This is a genomic window from Sphingomonas kyeonggiensis, from assembly GCF_014196745.1.
Classification (GTDB): Bacteria; Pseudomonadota; Alphaproteobacteria; order Sphingomonadales; family Sphingomonadaceae; genus Sphingomonas; species Sphingomonas kyeonggiensis.
The window spans coordinates 322,501-344,703 of sequence record NZ_JACIEH010000002.1 but is presented as its reverse complement, the minus strand read 5'-3'; the positions used below and the strand labels follow the sequence as shown (position 1 = coordinate 344,703).

At 68.4% G+C, this 22,203-nt stretch carries 26 protein-coding genes; 16 read left to right on the top strand and 10 right to left on the bottom strand.

The genetic code is table 11. The features are described from left to right. Positions 1-16: 16 nt before the first annotated feature. The 4 genes from GGR46_RS10785 to GGR46_RS10770 form a co-directional block, all read right to left on the bottom strand. A complete protein-coding gene (locus GGR46_RS10785; RefSeq protein WP_425506565.1) occupies positions 17-520 on the bottom strand; it encodes a type III secretion system chaperone family protein in 504 nt (167 codons plus the stop codon). A gap of 103 nt (positions 521-623) precedes the next feature. Beyond that, positions 624-935 (bottom strand): accessory factor UbiK family protein, encoded by a 312-nt coding sequence (locus GGR46_RS10780; protein WP_183997544.1) that lies wholly within the window; start codon positions 933-935, stop codon positions 624-626. 19 nt (positions 936-954) lie between these two features. Further along, a complete protein-coding gene (locus GGR46_RS10775; RefSeq protein ID WP_183997542.1) occupies positions 955-1,512 on the bottom strand; it encodes a TspO/MBR family protein in 558 nt (185 codons plus the stop codon). A gap of 69 nt (positions 1,513-1,581) precedes the next feature. After that, on the bottom strand, positions 1,582-2,319 hold the full coding sequence (locus GGR46_RS10770) for a TlyA family RNA methyltransferase (RefSeq protein WP_183997540.1): 738 nt from the start codon (positions 2,317-2,319) through the stop codon (positions 1,582-1,584). A gap of 109 nt (positions 2,320-2,428) precedes the next feature. Between GGR46_RS10770 and GGR46_RS10765 the strand changes: the two genes are divergently transcribed. From GGR46_RS10765 to GGR46_RS10725, 9 genes are all read left to right on the top strand, one after another. After that, complete coding sequence (locus tag GGR46_RS10765) at positions 2,429-2,896, top strand: lysozyme (RefSeq protein ID WP_183997538.1); 468 nt, start codon at positions 2,429-2,431, stop codon at positions 2,894-2,896. A gap of 108 nt (positions 2,897-3,004) precedes the next feature. Further along, entirely contained in the window at positions 3,005-3,682 is a 678-nt protein-coding gene (locus tag GGR46_RS10760) for an RBBP9/YdeN family alpha/beta hydrolase (RefSeq protein WP_183998774.1), read from the top strand. A gap of 160 nt (positions 3,683-3,842) precedes the next feature. Next, positions 3,843-4,820, top strand: coding sequence for an alpha/beta hydrolase (locus GGR46_RS10755; RefSeq protein WP_183997536.1), 978 nt, complete (start codon positions 3,843-3,845; stop codon positions 4,818-4,820). A 146-nt stretch (positions 4,821-4,966) separates the two neighbouring features. Next, complete coding sequence (locus GGR46_RS10750) at positions 4,967-5,353, top strand: MerC domain-containing protein (RefSeq protein WP_183997534.1); 387 nt, start codon at positions 4,967-4,969, stop codon at positions 5,351-5,353. Positions 5,354-5,390: 37 nt separating this feature from the next. After that, positions 5,391-5,849, top strand: a complete 459-nt coding sequence (locus tag GGR46_RS10745; protein WP_183997532.1) for a Fur family transcriptional regulator — start codon at positions 5,391-5,393, stop codon at positions 5,847-5,849. Positions 5,850-5,933: 84 nt separating this feature from the next. After that, positions 5,934-7,859, top strand: coding sequence for a 1-deoxy-D-xylulose-5-phosphate synthase (gene dxs / locus GGR46_RS10740; RefSeq protein ID WP_183997530.1), 1,926 nt, complete (start codon positions 5,934-5,936; stop codon positions 7,857-7,859). A gap of 25 nt (positions 7,860-7,884) precedes the next feature. Further along, a complete protein-coding gene (locus GGR46_RS10735; protein WP_183997528.1) occupies positions 7,885-8,271 on the top strand; it encodes a hypothetical protein in 387 nt (128 codons plus the stop codon). Between the two features lie 125 nt (positions 8,272-8,396). After that, a complete protein-coding gene (locus GGR46_RS10730; RefSeq protein WP_183997526.1) occupies positions 8,397-10,754 on the top strand; it encodes a penicillin acylase family protein in 2,358 nt (785 codons plus the stop codon). After that, positions 10,751-11,947, top strand: coding sequence for a serine hydrolase domain-containing protein (locus GGR46_RS10725; protein ID WP_183997524.1), 1,197 nt, complete (start codon positions 10,751-10,753; stop codon positions 11,945-11,947). The genes GGR46_RS10730 and GGR46_RS10725 overlap by 4 nt, the downstream gene beginning before the upstream one ends. 135 nt (positions 11,948-12,082) lie before the next feature. Here GGR46_RS10725 and GGR46_RS10720 read toward each other — a convergent pair whose 3' ends face one another. Beyond that, positions 12,083-13,636 (bottom strand): N-acyl-D-amino-acid deacylase family protein, encoded by a 1,554-nt coding sequence (locus GGR46_RS10720; RefSeq protein WP_183997522.1) that lies wholly within the window; start codon positions 13,634-13,636, stop codon positions 12,083-12,085. A gap of 195 nt (positions 13,637-13,831) precedes the next feature. Between GGR46_RS10720 and GGR46_RS10715 the strand changes: the two genes are divergently transcribed. From GGR46_RS10715 to GGR46_RS10685, 7 genes are all read left to right on the top strand, one after another. Next, positions 13,832-14,860 (top strand): COX15/CtaA family protein, encoded by a 1,029-nt coding sequence (locus GGR46_RS10715; RefSeq protein WP_183998773.1) that lies wholly within the window; start codon positions 13,832-13,834, stop codon positions 14,858-14,860. Then, entirely contained in the window at positions 14,857-15,171 is a 315-nt protein-coding gene (gene cutA, locus GGR46_RS10710) for a divalent-cation tolerance protein CutA (protein ID WP_183997520.1), read from the top strand. The genes GGR46_RS10715 and cutA overlap by 4 nt, the downstream gene beginning before the upstream one ends. Further along, the gene (locus tag GGR46_RS10705) at positions 15,171-15,935 is read left to right on the top strand and encodes a hypothetical protein (RefSeq protein ID WP_183997518.1); all 765 of its coding nucleotides are present in this window, start codon (positions 15,171-15,173) and stop codon (positions 15,933-15,935) included. The genes cutA and GGR46_RS10705 overlap by 1 nt, the downstream gene beginning before the upstream one ends. Before the next feature lie 44 nt (positions 15,936-15,979). Next, entirely contained in the window at positions 15,980-16,930 is a 951-nt protein-coding gene (locus tag GGR46_RS10700; RefSeq protein WP_183997516.1) for a hypothetical protein, read from the top strand. A 145-nt stretch (positions 16,931-17,075) separates the two neighbouring features. After that, on the top strand, positions 17,076-17,555 hold the full coding sequence (rplM, locus tag GGR46_RS10695) for a 50S ribosomal protein L13 (RefSeq protein ID WP_183997514.1): 480 nt from the start codon (positions 17,076-17,078) through the stop codon (positions 17,553-17,555). After that, a complete protein-coding gene (gene rpsI, locus GGR46_RS10690; RefSeq protein ID WP_183997512.1) occupies positions 17,555-18,112 on the top strand; it encodes a 30S ribosomal protein S9 in 558 nt (185 codons plus the stop codon). The genes rplM and rpsI overlap by 1 nt, the downstream gene beginning before the upstream one ends. A gap of 86 nt (positions 18,113-18,198) precedes the next feature. Then, positions 18,199-18,684 carry a hypothetical protein gene (locus GGR46_RS10685; RefSeq protein WP_183997510.1) on the top strand — a complete coding sequence of 162 codons (486 nt, stop codon included), beginning with the start codon at positions 18,199-18,201 and terminating at the stop codon, positions 18,682-18,684. Here the strand turns inward: GGR46_RS10685 and GGR46_RS10680 are convergent. The 5 genes from GGR46_RS10680 to GGR46_RS10660 are packed head-to-tail and all read right to left on the bottom strand — an operon-like array spanning position 18,681 to position 22,186. Then, positions 18,681-19,097, bottom strand: a complete 417-nt coding sequence (locus GGR46_RS10680; RefSeq protein WP_183997508.1) for a hypothetical protein — start codon at positions 19,095-19,097, stop codon at positions 18,681-18,683. The genes GGR46_RS10685 and GGR46_RS10680 overlap by 4 nt on opposite strands. Beyond that, positions 19,094-20,698 carry a DUF4166 domain-containing protein gene (locus tag GGR46_RS10675; RefSeq protein WP_183997506.1) on the bottom strand — a complete coding sequence of 535 codons (1,605 nt, stop codon included), beginning with the start codon at positions 20,696-20,698 and terminating at the stop codon, positions 19,094-19,096. The genes GGR46_RS10680 and GGR46_RS10675 overlap by 4 nt, the downstream gene beginning before the upstream one ends. Continuing rightward, complete coding sequence (locus tag GGR46_RS10670; RefSeq protein WP_183997504.1) at positions 20,695-21,105, bottom strand: hypothetical protein; 411 nt, start codon at positions 21,103-21,105, stop codon at positions 20,695-20,697. Before GGR46_RS10670 ends, GGR46_RS10675 begins: the two co-directional genes overlap by 4 nt. Beyond that, a complete protein-coding gene (locus tag GGR46_RS10665; RefSeq protein ID WP_183997502.1) occupies positions 21,102-21,503 on the bottom strand; it encodes a hypothetical protein in 402 nt (133 codons plus the stop codon). Before GGR46_RS10665 ends, GGR46_RS10670 begins: the two co-directional genes overlap by 4 nt. Further along, positions 21,500-22,186 carry a DUF4166 domain-containing protein gene (locus GGR46_RS10660; protein ID WP_183997500.1) on the bottom strand — a complete coding sequence of 229 codons (687 nt, stop codon included), beginning with the start codon at positions 22,184-22,186 and terminating at the stop codon, positions 21,500-21,502. The genes GGR46_RS10665 and GGR46_RS10660 overlap by 4 nt, the downstream gene beginning before the upstream one ends. Positions 22,187-22,203 lie beyond the last annotated feature (17 nt).

The window sequence follows — 22,203 nt, the reverse complement described above, 5'->3', positions numbered from 1 at the left end:
GCCGGCGGGGTGGCGCTCACGCCTCGCCCTGCGTTTCGATGAGGGCGGAGGCCAGCGCGTCGGCCGGGGTCTTGCCGCCCCACAGCACGAACTGGAACACCGGGTAGAAGCGCTCGCACTCGTCGATCGCGCTTTCGACCAGCAGCTCGGCCTGGTTGAGGCTGAGCGTCGGCTCGTCGCCGTCGATCATCGCGGCGTGGCGGAACAGCAGGATGCCGCTCTGCGACCAGAGCTCGAAATGGCCGATCCACAGCTGCTCGTTGACCAGGCCGATCGTTTCGTAGACCGCCGCGCGGCGCTCGTCGGGCACGCGGATGTCCGGGAAGGCGAGAAACTGCAGCACGCCATCGTCCTCGCGCCAGATCGCGCGAAGCTCATACTCCGTCCAGCTTCCCTTGACCTTCGCGACAATCTCGTCTTCCTCGCGGCTGTGGGTCCAGCCATGCGCGGCGAAATAGCTTTCGAGCATGTCGATAGGGGCTGCGTCGTCGCGGTCGAATTCCGCTTCGTCGAGCATCAGTTTCTCCACTGGGGCCGGATTGCTTGGCCAGAATCTGCCAACCGCACCGGGCCCGCACAAGCGCAGGGTTCGCAACCCTGCGCAAAAGCTGTGGACAAGGTGTTTATGCTTGTCCCGTAGGCTTCTTAGGCGCTTTCGGCGCCTTGGGAGCGGCCGCGGGCGCCGTCGCGCCGCCCAGCTGTGCCTCCAGCGCGGCAAGGCGTGCTGCAAGCGCTTCGTTCTCGTCGCGCGCGGCCACGGCCATCGCCTTCACTGCCTCGAATTCCTCGCGGCTGACGAAGTCCATGCCCCCGATCCACTCGCGGGCGCGCTCGCGCGCGGCGCCTTCGGTCTCGCGGGCGACGCCGGCCAGCGTGCCTGCCGCGCCGTTCACGAACTTCACGAAATCGTCGAACAGGCGGTTGTCGGTCTGCATTGTCGTGTTCCTTACGCGATCACTTGATCTGTATTTCGTCAGCCGGACGCGCGGATACAAGGCTTCCGGCGTTCGGGTTGAGCTCGTGGATCTGATAGAGGAGGACGCCGGCAAAGGCGATCCACACCAAATACGGTACCAGCAGCACCGCCGCAAAGGTGCGGATGCGGCCGAAGAGCAGGAAGGTGATCAGCGCGAGCACGAACAGCACGCCCAGGATCGCCAGCGCGGCCACCACCTGGTGCATGCCGAAGAAGACCGGCGACCAGACCAGGTTCACCGCCATCTGCACCGCGAAGACGACGAGCGCGGGGCCGCGCAGCGTCGATCCGCGCGCGTTGATGATCATCGCCAGCGCCAGGCCCATCAGCACGTAGAGCGCGGTCCAGGCCGTCGGGAACACCCATTCGGGCGGCATGATCGCCGGCTTGGCCAGCCGGGCGAACCAGGGATTCTCGCTGCCGGACGGTGCCAGCCGCGCGGAGGTGATGCCCAGCAGCAGGATGAACGGCACCGTCACCACGGCCCATCGCAGATAGGCGAGCCTCAGCTGCCCTTTCGATGCGATTTCCCTCAACGCGCCCTCCGGTTAAATCCTGTGGGCGCAAGGGCTATGTTGCAGCGCGCCGAAACGCAAGCGTTGCCGTTATGTTTCGCGTGTAGCGCCGATCAGGAATTCGACATTGCCCTCGGGCCCGGTGATCGGGCTGGTGGTGATGCCGTGCACCGTCCAGCCCTGCGCCGCGACCCAGTCGGACACTTCGCGGCAGACGCGCTCGTGCACCGCGGCATCGCGCACCACTCCGCCCTTGCCCACTTCCTCGCGTCCCGCCTCGAACTGCGGCTTGATCAGCGCCGCCAGCCGCGCGCCCGGCTTTGCAAATCGAAACGGCACCTCGAGCACCTTGGCCAGGCCGATGAAGCTGGCGTCGCACACGATGATGTCGACCTGTTCCGGTATGTGCGCCTCGGTCAGGATGCGCGCGCTGGTCTGCTCGTGGACGATCACCCGCGGATCCTGGCGCAGCTTCCAGGCGAGCTGGTTGGTGCCGCTGTCCACCGCATAGACGCGCGCGGCGCCCTTGCTCAGCAGCACGTCGGTGAAGCCGCCGGTCGAGGAGCCGACGTCGATCGCCACCGCGCCGGTCACGTCCCAGCCGAAATGGTCAAGCGCATGGGCGAGCTTGATCCCGCCGCGCGACACCCAGGGATGGTCGCGTCCCTTCACGTCGAGCTGCGTCTCCTCGGGGAACTGCTGGCCGGGCTTGTCGACCTTGCGGTCGCCGGCAAAGACCAGGCCGGCCATGATCAGCGCCTGGGCGCGGGTACGGCTCTCGGCAAGGCCGCGATCCACGAGCATCTGGTCGGCGCGCTGCTTGGGCATGGAGGCTCCTTAGGTGCAACCGCTTCGGATGCAAAGCCACGCGCCTTTGCCGGGCGGCTCGGGCAGGATCGCCGGGACAATCCGGGACCAAGGGGGGGGAGACCGAAGAATGACGCCCAGCCAGAATTGCGTCGCGCTCGTCCAGGAATTCGAGGGCTGCGCGCAGAAGCAGCCGGATGGCGACTTCAAGGCCTATCCCGATCCGGGCACCGGTGGCGAGCCCTGGACGATCGGCTGGGGATCGACGGGATCGGACATTCTCGAGACGACGATCTGGACCCAGGCCCAGTGCGACGCGCGGCTGGAATCCAGCCTCACCAGCTTCTCCGCCCAGGTCTCCTCGCTGCTCGAAGGCGGCGCGCCGACCAGCCAGAACCAGTTCGATGCGCTGGTCGACTTCGCCTATAATCTCGGGGTCTCGAACCTCGCGAGCAGCACGCTGCTCCGGCTCCACAAGGCCGGCGACTATGCCGGCGCCGCGGCGCAATTCCCGCTCTGGGACCATGCCGACGGCAAGGTGATGCCCGGCCTGCAGAAGCGCCGCGCCGCCGAGCAGGCGCTCTACGAAAAACCCTGATCAACGGTTCGGCGCAACCGGTCTTCGATCCGGCGCAGGGCCTATTGCCTATCTAATTAGTGGGAATAAATTGCGCTCTCCGGCCTGCTCTCCCTTGGAGTGCGCATGATGAGTATCTTCGCTCCGATTGACGACCATTCCCCGCTCGTCCTCACCGTCCCCGGGCTCGGTGGCTCGGGGCCTTCGCACTGGCAGACGCTCTGGGAGCAGTCCCGCCCGGACACCAGCCGGGTCGAGCTCGGCATGTGGGACACGCCCCATCGCAACGCCTGGGTGACCCGGCTCGACCAGGCGATCCGCAGTGCCCAGGCGCCGGTGGTGCTCGCCGCCCACAGCCTCGGCTGCCTCGCCGTCGCCTGGTGGGCCGAGCTCTCGCCCCAGCCCTTCGGCTGGCCGGTGGCAGGTGCGCTGCTCGTCGCCCCGGCCGATGTCGACCGTGCCGAGGTGAAGCCCGAACTGGCCGGCTTCGCGCCGGTCCCCGCCAAGCCGCTCCCCTTCCCCTCGATCACCGTGGCGAGCCAGGACGATCCCTGGATCAGCATCGATCGCGCCCGCGATCTCGCCAAGCGCTGGGGCAGCTTCTTCGTCGATGCCGGCCCGCAGGGGCATCTCAATGCCGCCAGCGGGATCGGCTGGTGGCATGAGGGCCAGGCGCTGCTCGACCGGGTGCTCGACGCCGCGTCGGACCGCACCGGCCGCGTCCGCACCGCTGCCGATGCGCGCTCGATCCTCGCGATCAACGCCACCGAAGCCGCGCAGGCCCATTATCTGGGCCGGCACGCATGATTCGACGCGCCGGTGATGCCGACCGGCGCACCGGACTGGTAACTGCCCGCAAATCCTCTACATAGGAAATGCGGGCGTGGCCGGGTGGCGTACCCTAGAGCGTCACCCGGCCTACCCGCGCCCCTTTCCCTTACGTCCTGCTTGCGCTTAGATCATCGGCATGGATCGCCGAGACCTGCTCGCCGCCGGCCTGACCGGCCCGCTCCTCCCGCTCGCCGCACGAGCAGCGGCCGATGTGCCATCCGGCACGGTCAAGCCCGATGCCAGCTTCCCGATCTGGCCCGGCGACGCCCCCGGCCTGCTCGACAAGGGCTTCCAGGACCATGTCCTGATCCGCAATCCCGATCCGAACTTCCCCGACCGCGCGATGGATCACATCCGCACGCCGCGGCTCGACGTGTTCCGTGCCGCCAACCCCAATGGCGCCGCGATGCTGGTCATTCCCGGCGGCGGCTATTCCCGCGTCGTGGTCGACAAGGAAGGCTATGAACTCGGCCCCTGGCTCGCCGCGCGCGGGATCACTGCCTTCGTGCTGTTCTACCGCTTGCCCGGCGACCCGTGGCAAGAACCGAGCAACGTCGCGCTGGCCGACGCCCAGCGCGCGATGCGCCTGATCCGCCACCAGGCGGCGAAGTGGCAGGTCGATCCCAGGCGCACCGGCGCGATGGGCTTTTCGGCCGGCGGACATCTCTGTGCCGACCTCGCCACCCGCTTCGACCGCAAGGTCTATGCCCCGATCGACGAAGCCGACAGTCTCGACGCCCGCCCGGTCCTCGCTGCGCCGATCTATCCGGTCGTCTCGATGGATCCCGCCTTCGCCCATCCCGGCTCGCGTGCGCTGCTGATCGGCAAGGACGCCTCGGACGCGATGGCCGCCGAGCATTCGCCCGAGCGCCAGGTCGGCGTACGCACCCCTCCCTGCTTCCTCTGCCATGCCGAGGACGATGCGACCGTGCCGATCCAGAACACGCTGGCCCTGCGCGCCGCGCTCAAGGCCGCCAAGGTGCCGGTCGAGACGCACCTTTTCGAGCAGGGCGGCCACGGCTTCGGCTGGGGCGCACGCACCCAGGGCAAGCCCGCCCATGCCTGGCCCGAGCTGTTCCTCGCCTGGGCGAAGGGGCATGGGTTGCTCGGCTGACGCGCCTCCCTCTCCCGTCATCCCGGCGAAAGCCGGGATCTCATGCCGTATTGCGCCACCGCCCGAGGTCCCCGCTTTCGCCGGGATGACGAAGAAGTCACGATGTTATGTTGTATCTTTAACTTCTCTGCCCTATATCGCCGTTCATGTCAGTGAGTCTCCCGCTGGCCCGCGTATGGGGCAAGCTTGATGCGCGTCTCGATCGTATTGCGATCGGCGTCAGTGGCCTGTGCCTTGTCCACTGCGTCACCACCACCATCCTGCTCACCGTCATCTCCTCGGCCGGCGGCCTGCTCAACCCGGCGATCCACGAAGTCGGCCTGACCCTGGCGATCGGCCTCGGCGCCTTCGCGCTGGTCCGCGGCGTGATGTCGCATGGCTATATGGCCCCGGCGATCGTCGGCGCCTTCGGCCTGGGCATCATGGGCGGCGCGCTCTCGCTGCCGCACGGCGATTTCGAGATCTTCTGGACGCTGGTCGGCGTCAGCCTGGTCGCTCTGGGCCATGATCTGAACCGGCGCGCGACCTACTGAGCTTGCCGCAGAGGGCCTGCGGGCCTACATTAAACGCATGCACGCGCACGATCATCACGAGCATCACGGCAACGAGCTGACCAAGGTCGCCCAGACCACGCTGGAGAAGTCCGGCGAGCAATGGACGGCGATGCGCGAGCGTGTGTTCGAGGCGCTTGCCGGCTTCGACAAGCCCGCTTCCGCCTATGACATCGCCGAGGCGGTATCGAAGGCCGAGGGTCGCCGAGTCGCCGCCAACAGCGTCTACCGCATCCTCGACCTGTTCGTCGGATCGAACCTTGCGCGCCGGGTCGAGAGCGCCAATGCCTATATGGCGAACACGCACCCGGACTGCCTGCACGACTGCATCTTCCTGGTCTGCGACAGCTGCGGCCAGACCACGCATATCGACGACGACTCGATCACCAAGACGGTGCGCGCCGCCGCCAAGGGTACCGGTTTTTCGCCCGAACGCCCGGTGATCGAAGTGCGCGGCAAATGCGCGGATTGCGACTGATCGCTCTCCGCGCGCGGCGCCTGCACCAAAAATCCACAACTGCAACGTTCGACTTCGCGAAAACGGAGTAGTAAGGGCAGTCGGATGGCCGATCTACCCAGCACGCCGCTGCTCGATACCGTCGACACGCCCGATGACCTGCGCAAGCTCCAGCCGCATCAGCTCCGCCAACTGGCCGATGAGCTCCGCGCGGAGACGATCTCGGCCGTGGGCAGCACCGGCGGGCATCTCGGTTCAGGCCTCGGCGTCGTCGAGCTGACCGTCGCCATCCACTATGTCTTCAACACCCCCGACGACCGGCTGATCTGGGATGTCGGCCATCAATGCTACCCGCACAAGATCCTCACCGGCCGCCGCGACCGCATCCGTACGCTGCGTCAGGGCGGCGGCCTGTCGGGCTTCACCAAGCGCAGCGAAAGCGAGTACGATCCGTTCGGCGCGGCGCACAGCTCGACGTCGATCTCGGCCGCGCTCGGCTTCGCGGTCGCCAACAAGCTGGCGGGCACGCCGGGCAAGGGCATCGCGGTGATCGGCGACGGCGCGATGAGCGCCGGCATGGCCTATGAGGCGATGAACAATGCCGAGGCAGCGGGCAATCGCCTGGTCGTCATCCTCAACGACAACGACATGTCGATCGCCCCGCCGGTCGGCGGCCTCTCCGCCTATCTCGCGCGGATGGTCTCGTCGTCCGAATATATCGGCCTGCGCAGCCTGGCGAAGCGCGCGATCCGCAAATTCTCGCGTCGCCTCACCACCGCGGCGGGCAAGACCGAGGAGTTCGCCCGCGGCCTCGTCACCGGCGGCACGCTCTTCGAGGAGCTGGGCTTCTATTATGTCGGCCCGATCGACGGGCATAATCTCGACCACCTGATCCCGGTGCTGGAGAATGTCCGCGACAGCGCAGAAGGCCCGATCCTCATCCATGTCGTCACCAAGAAGGGCAAGGGCTATGCCCCGGCCGAGGCGGCGGCGGACAAGTATCACGGCGTCCAGAAGTTCGACGTGATCACCGGCGCCCAGGCCAAGGCGCCTCCGGGTCCGCCCGCCTATCAGAACGTGTTCGGCGACGCGCTGATCGAGGAAGCGAAGCGCGACCCCAAGATCGTCGCGATCACCGCCGCCATGCCGGGCGGCACTGGCGTCGATCGCTTCGCCAGGGCCTTTCCCGACCGCACCTTCGACGTCGGCATCGCCGAGCAGCATGCGGTGACCTTCGCCGCCGGCCTGGCCGCGCAGGGCATGCGCCCCTTCTGCGCGATCTACTCGACCTTCCTGCAGCGCGCCTACGACCAGGTCGTGCATGACGTGGCGATCCAGAACCTGCCGGTCCGCTTCGCGATCGATCGCGCCGGGCTGGTCGGCGCGGATGGCGCGACCCATGCCGGTAGCTTCGACGTCACCTATCTGGCGACGCTCCCCAATTTCGTGGTGATGGCCGCCGCCGACGAGGCCGAGCTGGTCCACATGACCCACACTGCCGCGTTGCACGACAGCGGCCCGATCGCGGTGCGCTATCCGCGCGGCAACGGCGTGGGCGTCGAACTGCCTGCCGCCCCCCAGCAGCTCGAGATCGGCAAGGGCCGCATCGTCCGCGAGGGCAAGACCGTCGCGATCCTTTCGCTCGGCACCCGCCTGGCCGAAGCGCTCAAGGCCGCCGACACGCTCGAGGCCAAGGGGCTGTCGACCACCGTCGCCGACCTGCGCTTCGCCAAGCCGCTCGACGAGGAGCTGATCCGCCGCCTGCTCACCACCCACGAGGTTGCGGTGACGATCGAGGAAGGCGCGATCGGCGGTCTCGGCGCGCACGTCCTCACCATGGCGAGCGACCAGGGCTTGATCGACGCCGGCCTCAAGCTGCGCACCATGCGCCTGCCGGACCTGTTCCAGGACCAGGACAAGCCCGAGCTGCAATATGCCGAGGCCGGCCTCCAGGCCGAGAACATCGTCGACACGGTGCTCAAGGCGCTGCGCTACAACGAGACCGTGGTCACCGACGGGGCGCGGGCCTGAGATGCCCGTGTCGGATGCGCCGCAAATGGGGCCTCTGACACGTTTCATCCTGCGCCGGGTGCACGAGACGATCGGCTATATCCCCGTCCATCTGCCTGCGCTCACTGCCGAACAGGACTTCGTCGGAGCGGAGCCGAGGTTGCCGCTCATCGTCTTGTGGGGCGAGGAGGATCGCGGCGACCATTTCGCGTTCCGCACCTGGGTGAACTGGGGCAGGGTCGTGGAGATCGCCCGGGAATATGAGGGTCCCGACGACGGCAGCATCGACGCCGCGCAGGTTCGCGCCGAGCTGGCTCAGGCCTATCAGGCGATCCAGACCGTCTCCACCGCCGCCATCTACGATCTGGCGGGCGACAAGGGCCGGCGACCGAGCCAGGTGTGCGACGCCTATTGGAACGACACCGCGGGCTGAGCGCCGTCCCCTTCCCGCAAGGCCCCTCGATAACCTCCGGTTATTACCGTCGAACTTCTGTTCCGATGGACAGCGGCGCATGGCCGGACCAACCTCCGCGCTCGCCAGAGCCAGGGGATTTGCTGATGTTCGACCGCCGCGCCTTCCTGCTGAGCTCCACGGCCGCGCTGCTCACCAGTGCCGCCGCCGCGGCAAGGCCCCGGCTGGTTACCACCCAGCAGCAGACCGTCCGCGGGGCGAGCGCGCCGATCGAGATCGTCGACGACGATTGGGGCACGCCGCACATCCGCGCCGCCAGCATCCCCGATGCGTTCTTCGGCCAGGGCTATGTCGTCGCGCGCGACCGGCTGTTCCAGATCGACCTGTCGCACCGCCGCGAGCTCGGACGCCTGGCCGAGGCGTTCGGCGCGCGCTTCGCCAGGCACGACGCCAATGCCCGGCTGTTCCACTATCGCGGCGACGTGGATGCCGAGCTGCACCGCGTGCCCGCCGACGTCCTCGCCTGCGCCAGGGCCTATATCGCCGGGATCAACGCGCGTATCGACGAGGTAATCGCCGATCCCACGCTACTCCCCCTCGAATATCGAATCCTCCAGGTCATCCCAATCCGCTGGGACCTCCGCGACCTGGTCCGCGCCCGCGAGGCGGCGAGCGGCAATGTCGATGACGAGGTGCGCCGCGCCCAGCTGGCCGCGATCGGCATGCTCGACCTCGACGCGATCATCGCGCCGCTCCGCCCGGCCTGGAAGATGCAGGTGCCGGACGGGCTCGACGCCGCTGCGGTTAGCGCCGCCGATCTGGGCGTTCTCAACATCGAGGGCCTGCCCTGGGCCGAGCTGACCGGCCAGGATCCCGCCGCCGCCTCGGTCGAGCGGGCCAATGCCGGCAGCAATGCCTGGACCGTCTCGCCGTCGCGCACCGCCACCGGCCGGCCGATCCTGGCGAACGACCCGCATCTCGGCATCGGCGGGTTCAGCCCGCGCCACATCGCGCATCTGACCGCGCCGGGGCTCGACCTGATCGGCGGCGGCGCGCCCGGCCTGCCCGGCATCATGCAGGGTCATACCGATCGCTTCGCCTTTGGCCGCACCAATTTCCATATCGACCAGGGCGACCTGTTCATCCTCGAGCTCGATCCCGCCGATCTTGAACGCTATCGCCACGATGGCGGCTGGAAGCGGTTCGAAAAGGTCGAGGAAGCGATCGCGGTGAAGGGCGGCGCGCCCGCCAAGGTTACGCTCCGCTATTCGGTGCAGGGGCCGGTCATCTCGTGGAATCCCGACAAGCGCCGCGCCACCGCGCTCGCCACCATCGCGATGCAGCCGGGCGGCGACGGCGCCTTCGCGATGATCGCGATCAACCTCGCCAAGGACTGGAAGGGTCTGCGCAAGGCCTTCGAACTCCACCCCTCGCCGACCAATTTCCATTATGCCGATGTCGAGGGGAATACCGGCTGGCAGGTGATCGGCTTCGCGCCGGTGCGCAAGAAGGGCGACGGACTGCTCCCGGTGCCCGGCGACGGCCGCTACGACTGGACCGGCATGCGGAAGTACGAGTCGCTGCCGAGCGAGTACAACCCGGCAAAGGGCTGGTTCGCCTCGGCCAACCAGAACAACCTGCCCGCCGACTGGCCGCGCGACCGCATCCCCGCCTTCTCTTTCCGCGATCCCTATCGCTACGACCGGATCGCCGATGTGCTGAAGACCCAGGACAAGCACACATTGGCCGACAGTGTCGCGCTCCAGCACGACACGCTGTCGACGCCCGCCCGCCAGTTCCTCGCGCTGCTTCCCCAGACGCCCTCAGCCGCCGCCAAACCGGCGGTCGACATGCTGCGCGCCTGGGATGCGCGGATCGACCGGGACAGCGGCGCCGCCGCCCTGTTCGAGGCGGTGTGGCGCGAGGCCGGCAAGCGCATGCTCGCCGCGATCGTGCCCCCGCGTGCGAAGGGCCTGATCCCCTCGATCGCGCCCTCGCTGCTGCTCGAGCTGCTCGCCCGGCCCGATGCCCGGCTCGGTGCCGATCCGGCAGCGGCACGCGACTCGATGCTCGACGCGGCACTGGTCGCCGGCTGGGCCGCGATCCGCGACAAGCTCGGTCCCGACCCCGCCGCCTGGCGCTATGGCACGCTCCACCAGGTCCGCCTGCGCCATCCGCTCTCTGCGATCCCCGCCATTGCGAAGGCCTTCCCGGCGATCGAAGGCGAAGGCTCGGGCGGCGACGGCTATACGGTGATGGCACGCTGGCTCGGTGCGTCGAGCTGGCAGGTCGGCGGCGGCGCTTCCTATCTCCAGGTGATCGATGTCGGTGCCTGGGACAATTCGCTGATGCTGATCCTGCCCGGCCAGTCGACCGATCCGCGCTCGCCGCATTATCGCGACCAGTATCGCAACTGGGCCAACGGCCAGATGCAGCCCATGCCGTTCAGCCGCGCCGCCGTCGACGCCCGCGCCGCCACGCGCACCACGCTGAAGCCGGCATGAGGCGCGCGGCACTGCTCCTGCTCGCCCTCGCCGCCACCCCGGCGGCGGCGCAGGAGCGCGGGTTCGACAAGGCAGTGGCCGATTTCCGCGCGCTGCACCGGGCGGAAGTGGCAAAGGCCGGGATCGCCGGCAGCAGCTTCTACGTGATCCGCGACGGCCGCACCGTGGTCGCCGATCATCTCGGCGAGCAGGATGCCGACGCCCATGTCCCGGTCGACGCCGCGACCATCTATCACTGGGCGTCGATCACCAAGACGATGACCGGCATCGCGATCCTGCAGCTGCGCGATCGCGGGCTGCTCAAGCTCGACGATCCGATCATCCGCTACGTGCCCGAGCTCGCCGGGGTGCACGACCCGTTCGGGGATCCAAGCGCGATCACCATCCGCCAGCTGATGAGTCACAGCGCCGGCTTCCGAAACGGCACCTGGCCGTGGCGGAGCGAGGAATGGCAACCCTTTGAGCCGCCCCGCTGGGAACAGCTGAAGGCGATGATCCCGTACACCGAAGTGAAGTTCAAACCCGGAAGCCGGTTCAGCTATTCGAACCCCGGCATCGTCTATCTCGGCCAGGTGATCGAACGGCTCTCGGGCGAGGATTTCGAAGTCTATGTCGACAAGAACATCCTGCGCCCGCTCGGCATGCACGCCAGCTATTTCGACCGCACCCCGCCCTATCTGCTGCCCCACCGCGCCCACAGCTATTATATCAAGGACGGCAAGCGCGTGCCCGCGCCGTTCGATGCCGATACCGGCGTGACCGTGTCGAACGGCGGGCTCAACGCACCACTGCCGGACATGGCGAAATACGTTGCCTTCCTGCTCGGCGAACCGAAGCGGGCAGCGGAGTACGATCTGGTCCTCAAGCGCGCCTCGCTCGAGGAGATGTGGCAGCCGCAGATCAGCGCGGGCGAGGATTTCACCCAGGGCCGGATGGCGCCGACCACCTGGAGCGGCCTGTCCTTCTTCCTCGACAAGACCGACGGCATCCGCATCGTCGGCCACAATGGCGACCAGAACGGCTTCCGCGCCTATCTGAGCCTGTGCCCGGACCAGCACATGGGCAGCCTGCTGACTTTCAACACCGAGACGCGCGGCGTGGAGAACGATCCCGCCAACCGCGACATGCCCGAATCCCGCATCGCACTGGCGACCGACGGGCTGTGCAAAGCGGTGGCGAAGGGCGGGAAGTAAGACGTAGCGCGTGCGATGAGCATTTCCCCGGCGAAGGCCGGGGCCCAGACTAAGCAGTGCGCGACGAAGACGCGCCAAGGCGCGTGACTTTCAAGGACTGGGCCCCGGCCTTCGCCGGGGAGAAGCGATGGGAAGCTATCGCCCCGCCCGCAGCAACCGCCCGCTTCTCCCCACCCGCACGCCGCCCTCATAGGCCGGCTCACCGCCCAGCATCACCAAGTCGATCCCCACGGCCTTGGCGAAAGGATCGACATAGGTGGAGCGCGCCTTCACCCGCTTCGGATCGAACAGGATCACATCGGCCTTCATCCCCGGGCGGATCACGCCGCGATCGGCTAGCCGCAGGATATGGGCCGGGAAGCCGGTGCCCTTGCGCACCATCTCCTCGATGCTGAGCTTGCGGTCGCGCACCACATATTCCTCGATCAGCTTGGCATAGGTCCCGGTCGCGCGCGGGTGGCGCATGCCCGGCCCGCCATCAGTCGAGAAGGCGACGAAGGGATCGACGAGCAGCACGTCCTGCAGCGCCTTGTCCTGGGTGAAATGCGCACCCGATCCGCTCTGTGGACCGATCTTGATCAGGAAATCGGCATAATGGAGCCCGGCCTCCTGCGCCGCCTGGGCCAGCGTCTTGCCGGCATAGGGCGCGGTGCCGATCAGCAGCGCTTCCGGCCCGCCGCGCCGGGTCATGCGCTGAACCAGATAGTCGCGCAGCTCCTGGCGGCGCTCGGCCACGACCTTGGCATAGTCGGTCGGCGGCAGCGCCCATTTGGGGAAGAGGATCGCGATGCCGGTATAGCCGGCCTCATAGGGATACTGGTCGGCGGTCAGGTCGATCCCCTGGCGGCGCTTCTCGGCGAGGAAGGCGAGCAGTTCGCGCGCCCGCGCCTCGCCTTTCCCGAACACCACCTTCAGGTGCGAGATGTGCGGCCGCGCCGGCAGCGAGGAGGCGATCAGCTCGTCGATCGAGGCCTTGATCTCCTCGTCATTCTCCGAGCGCATATGGCTCATCACCACGCCGCCATATTTGGCGACCACCCGGCCGAGATTGGTCAGCTCGGCGGTCTCCGAATAGATACCCGGCACATATTCCAGGCCATAGGACAGGCCGAATGCCCCGGCCTTCAGCTCCGCCTCGAGCTGCGCCGCCATCCGCGCGAGCCCGGCGACATCGACGTGGCGAACCGCGTCCGACACCCCCGCTGCACGGCGCAGCGTACCGTGGCTGGCGAGCAAGGCGACGTTGATGTCGATGTCCGCCCGATCGACCGCCTGCATCCAGGGCCGGGGATCCCCATCCTTGCCCAGCCGTGGCCCGCTGCCGTCCTGTCCCAGCGTGATCGTGGTGACGCCCATCGCCAGGAAGGCTTCGTAGCTGTCCTCCAGCGGGTCGCCATGGCTGTGCATGTCGATGAAGCCGGGCGCGAGCACCCGTCCCTCGCCAGCGATGACCCGGGTCGCCTCCCCGTTCGAGGACGGCGGATCGATCCGCAGGATCCGGTCGTCCGCCACCAGCACATTGGCGAGCCGGGGCGCCATGCCCGTGCCATCGACCAGCAGTACTTCTCGGAACAAGGTCGTCGGCGCCACCGCCAGCGTCGCGAGCCCCGGCCAGCTCGCCAGGCTCGCCATGCTGCCCGCGACCACGGCTCCGCCGATTGCCTGCCGTCTTGTGAGACGCTGGCTCATGCCTAAACCCCCGTTTACGACCCTTTTGCCGGACTATGCGCGCAAGATTCGCGCGCGCGAATCGCCAAAATGGGTATACCCCCATGCCCTCAAGGCATGGGCGGCAGTTTGCCTCCGGTCAAAGCCGTGCGCGCGGGGCCGGGGCAGGACTCGCCATCGCCATTCTTCGGAACTACACCTCCGCCCGTGCTGCAGATGACTTCGCTCCCCGCTTCCGCCCGCCCCCGCGCCCTTGCCCACTGGCTGTTCGCCGTCGCGGCGCTGATCGTGCTGATGGTGGTGATCGGCGGCATCACCCGCCTGACGGAATCTGGCCTGTCGATCACCGAGTGGAAGCCGTTCACCGGCACCATCCCGCCGCTCACCGAAGCGGCATGGCAGGCCGAGTTCGCCCGCTACCAGCAGATCGGCCAGTACGAGCAGCTGAACCGCGGCATGACGCTGGCCGAGTTCAAGAACATCTTCTTCTGGGAATATCTCCACCGGCTGCTCGGCCGCGTGATCGGCCTCGCCTTCGCCCTGCCCCTGGTCTGGTTCTGGATCCGCCGCGCCATCCCCAGGGGCTATGGCTGGCGACTGATCGCGCTGCTCGCGCTGGGCGGGCTGCAGGGCGCACTCGGCTGGTGGATGGTCAAGTCGGGCCTGAACAAGACCAGCACCGCGGTCGACCATTTCTGGCTCGCCGCGCACCTGATGACCGCGCTGTTCACGCTGGGCGGCATCATCTGGACCGCGCTCGACCTGCTCGCCCTCAAGCGCAATTCCCGCGCCCGCCCGGCCCGCCTCACCGGCCTCGCCTCCATTGTGCTCGTCATCCTCGCCGTCCAGCTCTTCTACGGCGCGCTCGTCGCGGGCCTTCGCGCGGGCCTGGTGACCGACCAGTGGCCGCTGATGAACGGCCATTTCTTCCCGGGCGTCAGCCAGGCCGGCCAGAGCCTTGGCCATATCCTCTTCTCCGATCCGGCGGTGGTCCATTTCATCCATCGCTGGTGGGCCTGGGTGGCGGTGGCGGCGCTGGTCGTGCTGTCGCGCAAGGTGCGTGCCGCCGATCGTCGCGCCTCGATCGCGATCCACAGCGCCTTCGGCACCCAGATCCTGCTCGGCATCGCCACGGTGATGGCGGGCATGCCGATCTGGCTCGCCGCGCTCCACCAGCTGACCGGTGCGCTGGTCGTCATCGCCACCGTCTGGGGCGCCCATGTCGCGGGCGGCAAGCGCGCTTGAGCGAGCTCGCGCTCTTCTACGTGACCTTCGCCACGCGGGCGGATGCCGAGCGCGTCGCCGAGACAGTGCTGGCCGAGCGCCTCGCCGCCTGCGCCAACATCCTCGCCCCCTGCACCTCGCTCTACCTGTGGCACGGCGAACTCGAGCGGGCCGAGGAAGTGCCGGTGCTGTTCAAGACCCGCCCGATGCTCGCCACCCGCCTGCGTGAGCGGATCGCCGTGCTCCACCCCTATGACCTGCCGGTGATCGAAAGCTGGACCGCCACTGCCGGCGCCGATGTCACCGCCTGGGTGGAAGCCGAGACGCGCTGATGCTGCTCGCCGCGATTGTCCTCCAGGCAAGCGTGGCGCTTTTCTCCCCACCGATCGACGTGCCGCTCCGTGTCGTCACCGAACGCCGTGAAGATGACCGCCTCTATCGCATGGAGCGCCACCTCCGCTTCCTGCGCGAAGGCGAGGGCTATCGCGCCGAAGTGACGCTCCGCAGCGCGACGGGCGACACCGGCGATGTCAGCGGCGCGCTCTACGAGGCCGGCTTTGGCGCCCTGTCCGGCCACATGCTCGTCTTCCATCTCGATCGAAGCGGCGCGGTGACCACGATCGACGACATGCCGGCCCTATGGGAGCGCTTCTGCCAGCGCGCCGCCAGCAGCGCCGCCGAACGCCGTTCTCTCGCGCCGTCCGAGCGCCAGAAGCTCGCGGCGCGGATCGCCACGCCCCTGCGGGCACTGCCACCCGAGCGACAGCGCGCGATGCTCGCCTCGTTCGCCCTGGCGGTGATCGCCGACGAGACGATGACGCCCGGCACCACGCCGGTCCGCCTGCCCGGCCGCGCGATCCATGGCGGTGCGACATCGCTCGACGGGACGCGCACCGTCGTGGCCCTCCCCGACGGACGGCTGCGCAGCACCACCAGCGCCGCTGCCGAGGGCGTCACCCTCGATCGCGTCACCGAAGTCGATCCGCGCACCGGCCTCGTCACCCGGGCGAGCAAGACCCTACGCATCCGCTCGGGCGGACTGGAGAAGGTCAGCATCACCCTGCTCGCCGTGGAGCCGGTCGCCGACGGCAATTGACTTGGCCGTGGCGCCATGGCCGTGTCCCGGCAAAGGGGAAATCCATGCGTTCGATTCTGACCGGAGCCGCCGCCGCACTGCTCGCCTGCCTCGTGCCCTTGGCCCCGGCCGCCGCACAATCGGGCGCCGCAGCCACCCCCGCGACCATCGACATCGTCTTCAACCCGCCGCTCGACACGCCCCTGCGCTACCGCGTCGTCCGCGACCGCGCCGCGCGCAAGGACTGGCCGGCCGTGGTGACGAACTGGGTCGAGGAACTCCACTTCGCCAGGGCGGGCGACGGTTTCGTCGCGCATTGGCGGATGGACCCCGCATCGCTTCCGGCCGAGATGCACGCGCCTACAGTCGCGCCCATGGTCGCGCCCTTCACTGGCACGCCGATTGCCTTCGACCTCGATGCCGAGGGAAACGTGCTGCGCGTCCGCGACTGGCCGGCGGCGCAGGCGCGGATGATGGCCGCAGTCGATGCGGCCGCGGCCATCATCCCGGCCAACGAGCGCGACAGGGTCATGCCGCAGATCCGCGCGATGTTCACTGCGCTCACGGCAGAGACCGCCCCTTCGATGCTGCTGCGCAATGTCGATCCGCTGTTCGGCGGCGGCGGACTGTCGATGAAGGTCGGCGAAGCGATACGGACGCCGATGGCGCAGCAGGTGCCGCTGCTCGGCGGCAGCGTGACGATGGACGTCACCGTGACCCTGACCACCGCCGAGCCGGGCCGCACCGCCACGCTCGTCTCCCGCTCGGAGATCGATCCGGAATCGCTGAAGCAGCTGATGGCCCGCATGGTCGACCGCTTCGGCACGTCCAGGGATGGCGAGAAGCTCAAGCGGGAATTCGCCGAGAAGATGCCCGAAATGCTGGTCACCGAGGGATCCACCACGCTTATCGACCTGCCCAGCGGCATGCCGCTCCGCTTCGAAAGCCGCCGCACCGCAAAGATCGACGGCAAGGAGGTCCCAGTCGAAACGCTCACCCTCTCCTGGCTGCACTGAGGGGAAATCGGACCGCGGTATTCAGATACCCGTCAGCAAACCCGCGCTTTTCTTGACTTTTCCAATCCGAATCGTCAGAGGGCCATCAACCGCGCTGCCGGAAACGGCGGCGCGCTCGCGTTTCATACTCGAAAGGTCCCAGCCCATGAAGGCGCTGATGAAGACCACCAAGTCGGCGAAGCCGGCCGAGGTGGAGAAGAAGTGGCACATCGTCGACGCCGAAGGGCTGATCGTCGGTCGTGCAGCCGTGGTGATCGCCAACGTCCTGCGCGGCAAGCACAAGACGAGCTTCACCCCGCACGTCGATTGCGGTGACAATGTCATCGTGATCAACGCGGACAAGATCCGTTTCACCGGCAAGAAGCTGGCCCAGAAGGTGTACTACAAGCACACCGGCTATGCGGGCGGCATCAAGGGCATCACCGCCGCCAAGGTCCTCGAAGGCCGCTTCCCGGAGCGCGTCCTGGAGAAGGCCGTCGAGCGCATGATCCCGCGCGGTCCGCTCGGTCGCCAGCAGATGCGCAACCTGCGCATCTACAACGGTGCTGCGCATCCCCATGAGGCCCAGAACCCCGAGGTCCTCGACATCGCCGGCATGAGCCGCAAGAACAAGGTGGGCGCATAATGTCCGACAACCGCCAGTCCCTTTCCGATCTCGGCGCCATCGCCGCCGGTGAGCAGGCCGTGGCCGCCCAGGCCCAGGCTTCGTCCGACGACCGCGCCGAGGCGTATCTCGCCGGCCAGATCGAAGAGCCGGTCAGCACCGCCCCGCTGCGTGCGCAGGAGCTCGACAAGTTCGGCCGCGCCTATGCGACCGGCCGTCGTAAGGACGCCGTCGCCCGCGTCTGGCTGAAGCCCGGCACCGGCAAGATCACGATCAATGGTCGTGACCAGGAAGTCTATTTCGCGCGTCCGACGCTGCGTCTCGTCATCAACCAGGTGTTCGGCATCACCGAGCGCGAAGGTCAGTACGACGTGATCGCCACCGTCAAGGGCGGCGGCCTCTCGGGCCAGGCCGGCGCGGTGAAGCACGGCATCAGCCAGGCGCTCACCAAGTACGAGCCGATCCTGCGCACCCCGGTGAAGCGCGCTGGGTTCCTGACCCGCGACAGCCGTACGGTCGAGCGTAAGAAGTACGGTAAGGCCAAGGCCCGTCGTAGCTTCCAGTTCTCGAAGCGCTAAGCGCCTCGGCAACTGCCAAGGAATTGGGGCGGTCCGGCAACGGGCCGCCTCTTTTCGTTTGGAGAGCACGCGGCTAGCCTTGCGCCATGGCGCTCGACCACCCCGACACGATCCGCATCCTCGTCTTCCTCGAAGAGATCGGCATCCCGGTAAGCCGGGGCAGGATCGAAGGCGACAGCTTCCTGCCCGGCATCGAGGTGCGCGACGGCGGACTGATGCTCGATTCCGAGCGCGCCTTCTATCCGGGGGACCTGCTCCACGAGGCGGGCCATATCGCCGTCACCGATCCAGCAGAGCGCCCGACGCTGAGCGAGGTCCGTGACGATCCCGGCGAGGAGATGGCAGCGATCGCCTGGTCCTATGCCGCTGCCCGCGCGATCGGGATCGACACGCAGGTGCTGTTCCACGCCGATGGCTACAAGGGCGAGGGCGCGGCACTGGCGACGGCATTCGACAATGGCGCCGGCCCCGGCGCGCCGTTGCTCCAGTTCTACGGCATGACGGCGGAGGCGCATCAGGCGGAGGCGCTGGGCTTGCCCGCCTATCCCCAGATGGCGCGCTGGCTGCGCTAGGGGTTGCGCATCAGGTCGGACAGCGCCACCCGGAAGACCAGCCCGCCCGCCGCACCGCTTGCGCCCGTGATCAGCGGCGCGGCGATGTCGCCCCACGCCATAGTCGGTCCGATCCACAGCAGCATCGGCAGGAATCCGATCACGCCTCCCGCCGCCATCGCGATCCACCAGTTCAGCGCATGGCGACGCTCGAACCACAGATATACCGGCAAGCCCAGCACCAGCGCGTGCCCGAAGGCGAACGGAAAGCCGGGGACCAGGCCATTCATCAGGACGAACGGCATCGCGGCGAAGCCCGACGGCACGTCCTGTGCGATCAGGAAGGAGACGATGGCACCGCCCATCAGGCTGGCGGCGATCGAGGCAACGAGGAAGCTGCCCATGACCTTGCCGAAAGGCGCCGGCTCCCTCATGCCCGCACCAGCCAGCCGGCATAGTGCACCACTTCGCCGAGCAGCGGCAGGCTGACGCCGACCTCGAAGCGGAAGCGCCCATCCTCCTGCCATTCGCGTGCGGCGATGCGCGGGCCGAGCCGGCGCGGCATCGGCACCCCGAACGCGGTCCAGCCGCGCAGTACCATCCGCAGCCCCTCCCCGTCCGAAGGCAGGTCGAAGGCGAAGCGTAGCGGCCCGAACCGCTCGGCAACACCCTGCCCGACCTGGCTCAGCGCGCTGGAAAAGGCCTGCCCGCCAAAGTCGCGCGTCCAACGCTCCTTGCCGTGCCGCGCCGAGAAGGCGACGTGAAGCGGATGATCGCCAGCCGGCGGGAAGCCCATCATCCGACCGACCAGCCAGGCCAGTCCCTTGCCCCGCCGCACCACGCCCTCGCCTTGGGCACCCGCATCGCCGGTAAAGTCGTGCATCTCGCGCACCCGCCCCGGCAGTTTCGCGAAACGTGCGCCCATCGCCCGGGCATAAAGCGGATCGACCAACCGCTCGGTCGTCGCATGGCGGATCGCCAGCCCGGCGAACAGCGGCTCGAACTGGTCGAGCGCCAGCAGTCCGCTCGCATCCCGGGCCCCCGGCGCCACCCGCCCGGCGAGCACTTCCTCGGCCAGAAGCTGCGCGGCAAGCGTCGGGATTTCGGGCCCGTCCCCCTTCTCGGCGATCAGCGTCCAGCGCCGCTCGACACCCGAACCGGTGAGCGTCACCGTCATCGCCGAACGGTCGCTGCGCGCCCAGCCTGTGAAGCGCTGGAGCTGGTGCAGCCAAGGCGCGGCGCCGCGCAGCGTGCCGACCCATCCCCAGCGCACCGGCCAACTCATCGCCCATAGTCCGAGCATGTGGAGCCCCTGCTCGGTGCCCGCGCGGAAAGTCACCGCGGGCTTTCCGGGCAATGCCTCGGGCATCAGGCTCAGGTCCGGCACCTCGGCGAGCGCGACCCAGCGGCGCAGCGGCGCGCTGCCGGGGATGGCGAAGGCCTCGCGACGCAGCGCCTGCCAGCCTGCCGCCTGTGCCCAGCGCTGCCCGCGCCACAGCCGCACCGGCCTGCCGACATAGGACAGGATCGCCTCCGCCACCGCCAGGCCCGCCACCGCCCGGTTCGAAGCACTGAGCGCGATCTCGACGCGTTCCACACGCGCCAGCCCCCGCGCGAGTTCCCGCGCCACTGCGCCCGACAGCGCCGGCAGGCTCGACGCACCGCTCAGGATCGGCACCTCGACCTTCGAGCCCTTGTTGAGCGCCGCGATGCCGGTCACGAAGTCCCGCGCGTCCGCCAGGTCGAGATAGGGGATGCGCATCGCGATGCACGCCTCGGGCACCGTAGTGCCGCTGCCCTGAAAGGGACCCGCGGCATCGATCACCAGGTCCGGCCGCTCTCGGGCCAGCACCATGCCGATGCCGTTGGTCCGGTCCGCGACGATCGGCTCGGCACCTGGATGCGCCGCGCAGAAGGCTGCGGCCTTGTCATGGCTCCGTCCCGCCACCAGCACGGCATGCCCCGCCCCGAGCAGCCGCCGGCTCAGCCGCGCGCCGAACCCGCCATAGCCGCCGATGACCAGGATACGGCTCACGCGGCCTCCTCCACGGGCCGCAGCGGACGTACTGTCCGGATCGCCAGCCCCGAACTCGCGCCGCACAGGGCACAGAACAGCAGCGGGCCTACGGCCTGGCCAGGCGACAGGTCGCTCCAGGCGGCCGAAATCAGGGAGAAGAAGCCGAGCGGCACCACTCCGACCACCGCGCCGAGCAGCCCGGCCGTCCACCGTCGGATCGGCATGAACCGCGATACCGCGCCCCATAGCGGCAAACCGACAAGGAACAGGTGGAGAAAGGCGACGAAGCACCCCGCCCCGAACCCGGCCAGCAGCAGGGGCAGATGGTAAAAGCCTCCCAGGAAGGCAAAATAGGCGGTGCCCAGTCCCGCCGGCGCCGCCATCCCGGCCAGTCCGGCGAGCGCGAAGTTCGCGTCCTCGCTCATCCGACCACGCGCCGCCCGTAAACCGCCCGGAACGCCAGCCCGCCGACCAGCCCAGGCCCGCCGAAGCCCAGCGCCATCCCCGGCAGCGCGCTCAAGCCGACATGCCCGCGATTGAGCAGGGTCAGCAGCAGCAACGGGACGACACCGACCAGGAAGCCGGCGAGCGCCACTTGCAGCCACCCCATCCAGCCGCGCGAATCGAGGTAGAGGTAAAGCGGCAGTCCAATGAACCACATGTGCAACGCGGCGAGCGGTGCCCCGAACAGGAAAAGGAGCAGCATCGCCCCCAATCCCTCACGGCTGGCGCCGCTGGCGATCAGCAGCACCAGGCCCGGCGCCAGCGCTGCGGCGACGATTCCTGCCGCGCTGGCGGCGGCAATGGTGGGCACACTCTTCATTCCGCTGGATCCGCGAACACGCAGAGCTGGTGGACCAGCTCGCCGAGCAGCGGATGGACCAGGTCGAGGCTGAACACGAAGCGCCCGCCGCCAATGTCCATATGCCCCACCGTAAGTTTCCCCGGCATCGCCCAGCCGGGCAGTTTCACCCGCAGCCTGCCCAGCTTCAGGAAATAATGGTCGCCGACGAACAGCAGTGCCCCGCCTTCCTCCTCCAGCCTGAGCGCGATCCCCACGCCAAGCCCCAGATATTCCTCGATTCCCGTCGGGCCGGCGAAGCGCTTGGCGCTGTGGATAACCTGTGGAAAACCCTGTGCACGGCCATATTGCCGCGTCCAATACTGGCCCTGCCCCTCGGCGTCCGCCGTCACGCTCACGCTGGCCGACACGCCCAGGTCCGTACCGAGCGGCAACGGTCCGCCGATCAGCCGCGCCACCTGCGCCAGCACGCGTCCAGCCCAGCTCATCCGGCATTCGGCGACTTCGCCCAGATAGGAGACACAGGCACCCGGCGCGATCTTGCGCAGGAAGCGGCGGCGCGTCGCCGGCGGCAGGAACAGCCAGCGCTCGCCGAGCAGCCGGGCAAAGGGGCTGGCTTCATCGTCGAGGCGCGGTGCCTGCGCCCGATGCCAATCGGCATAGCGGGCCAGCGAACCCGGCGCATATCCGATTGCCGCACCCATGGGACCACTCCCTTCCG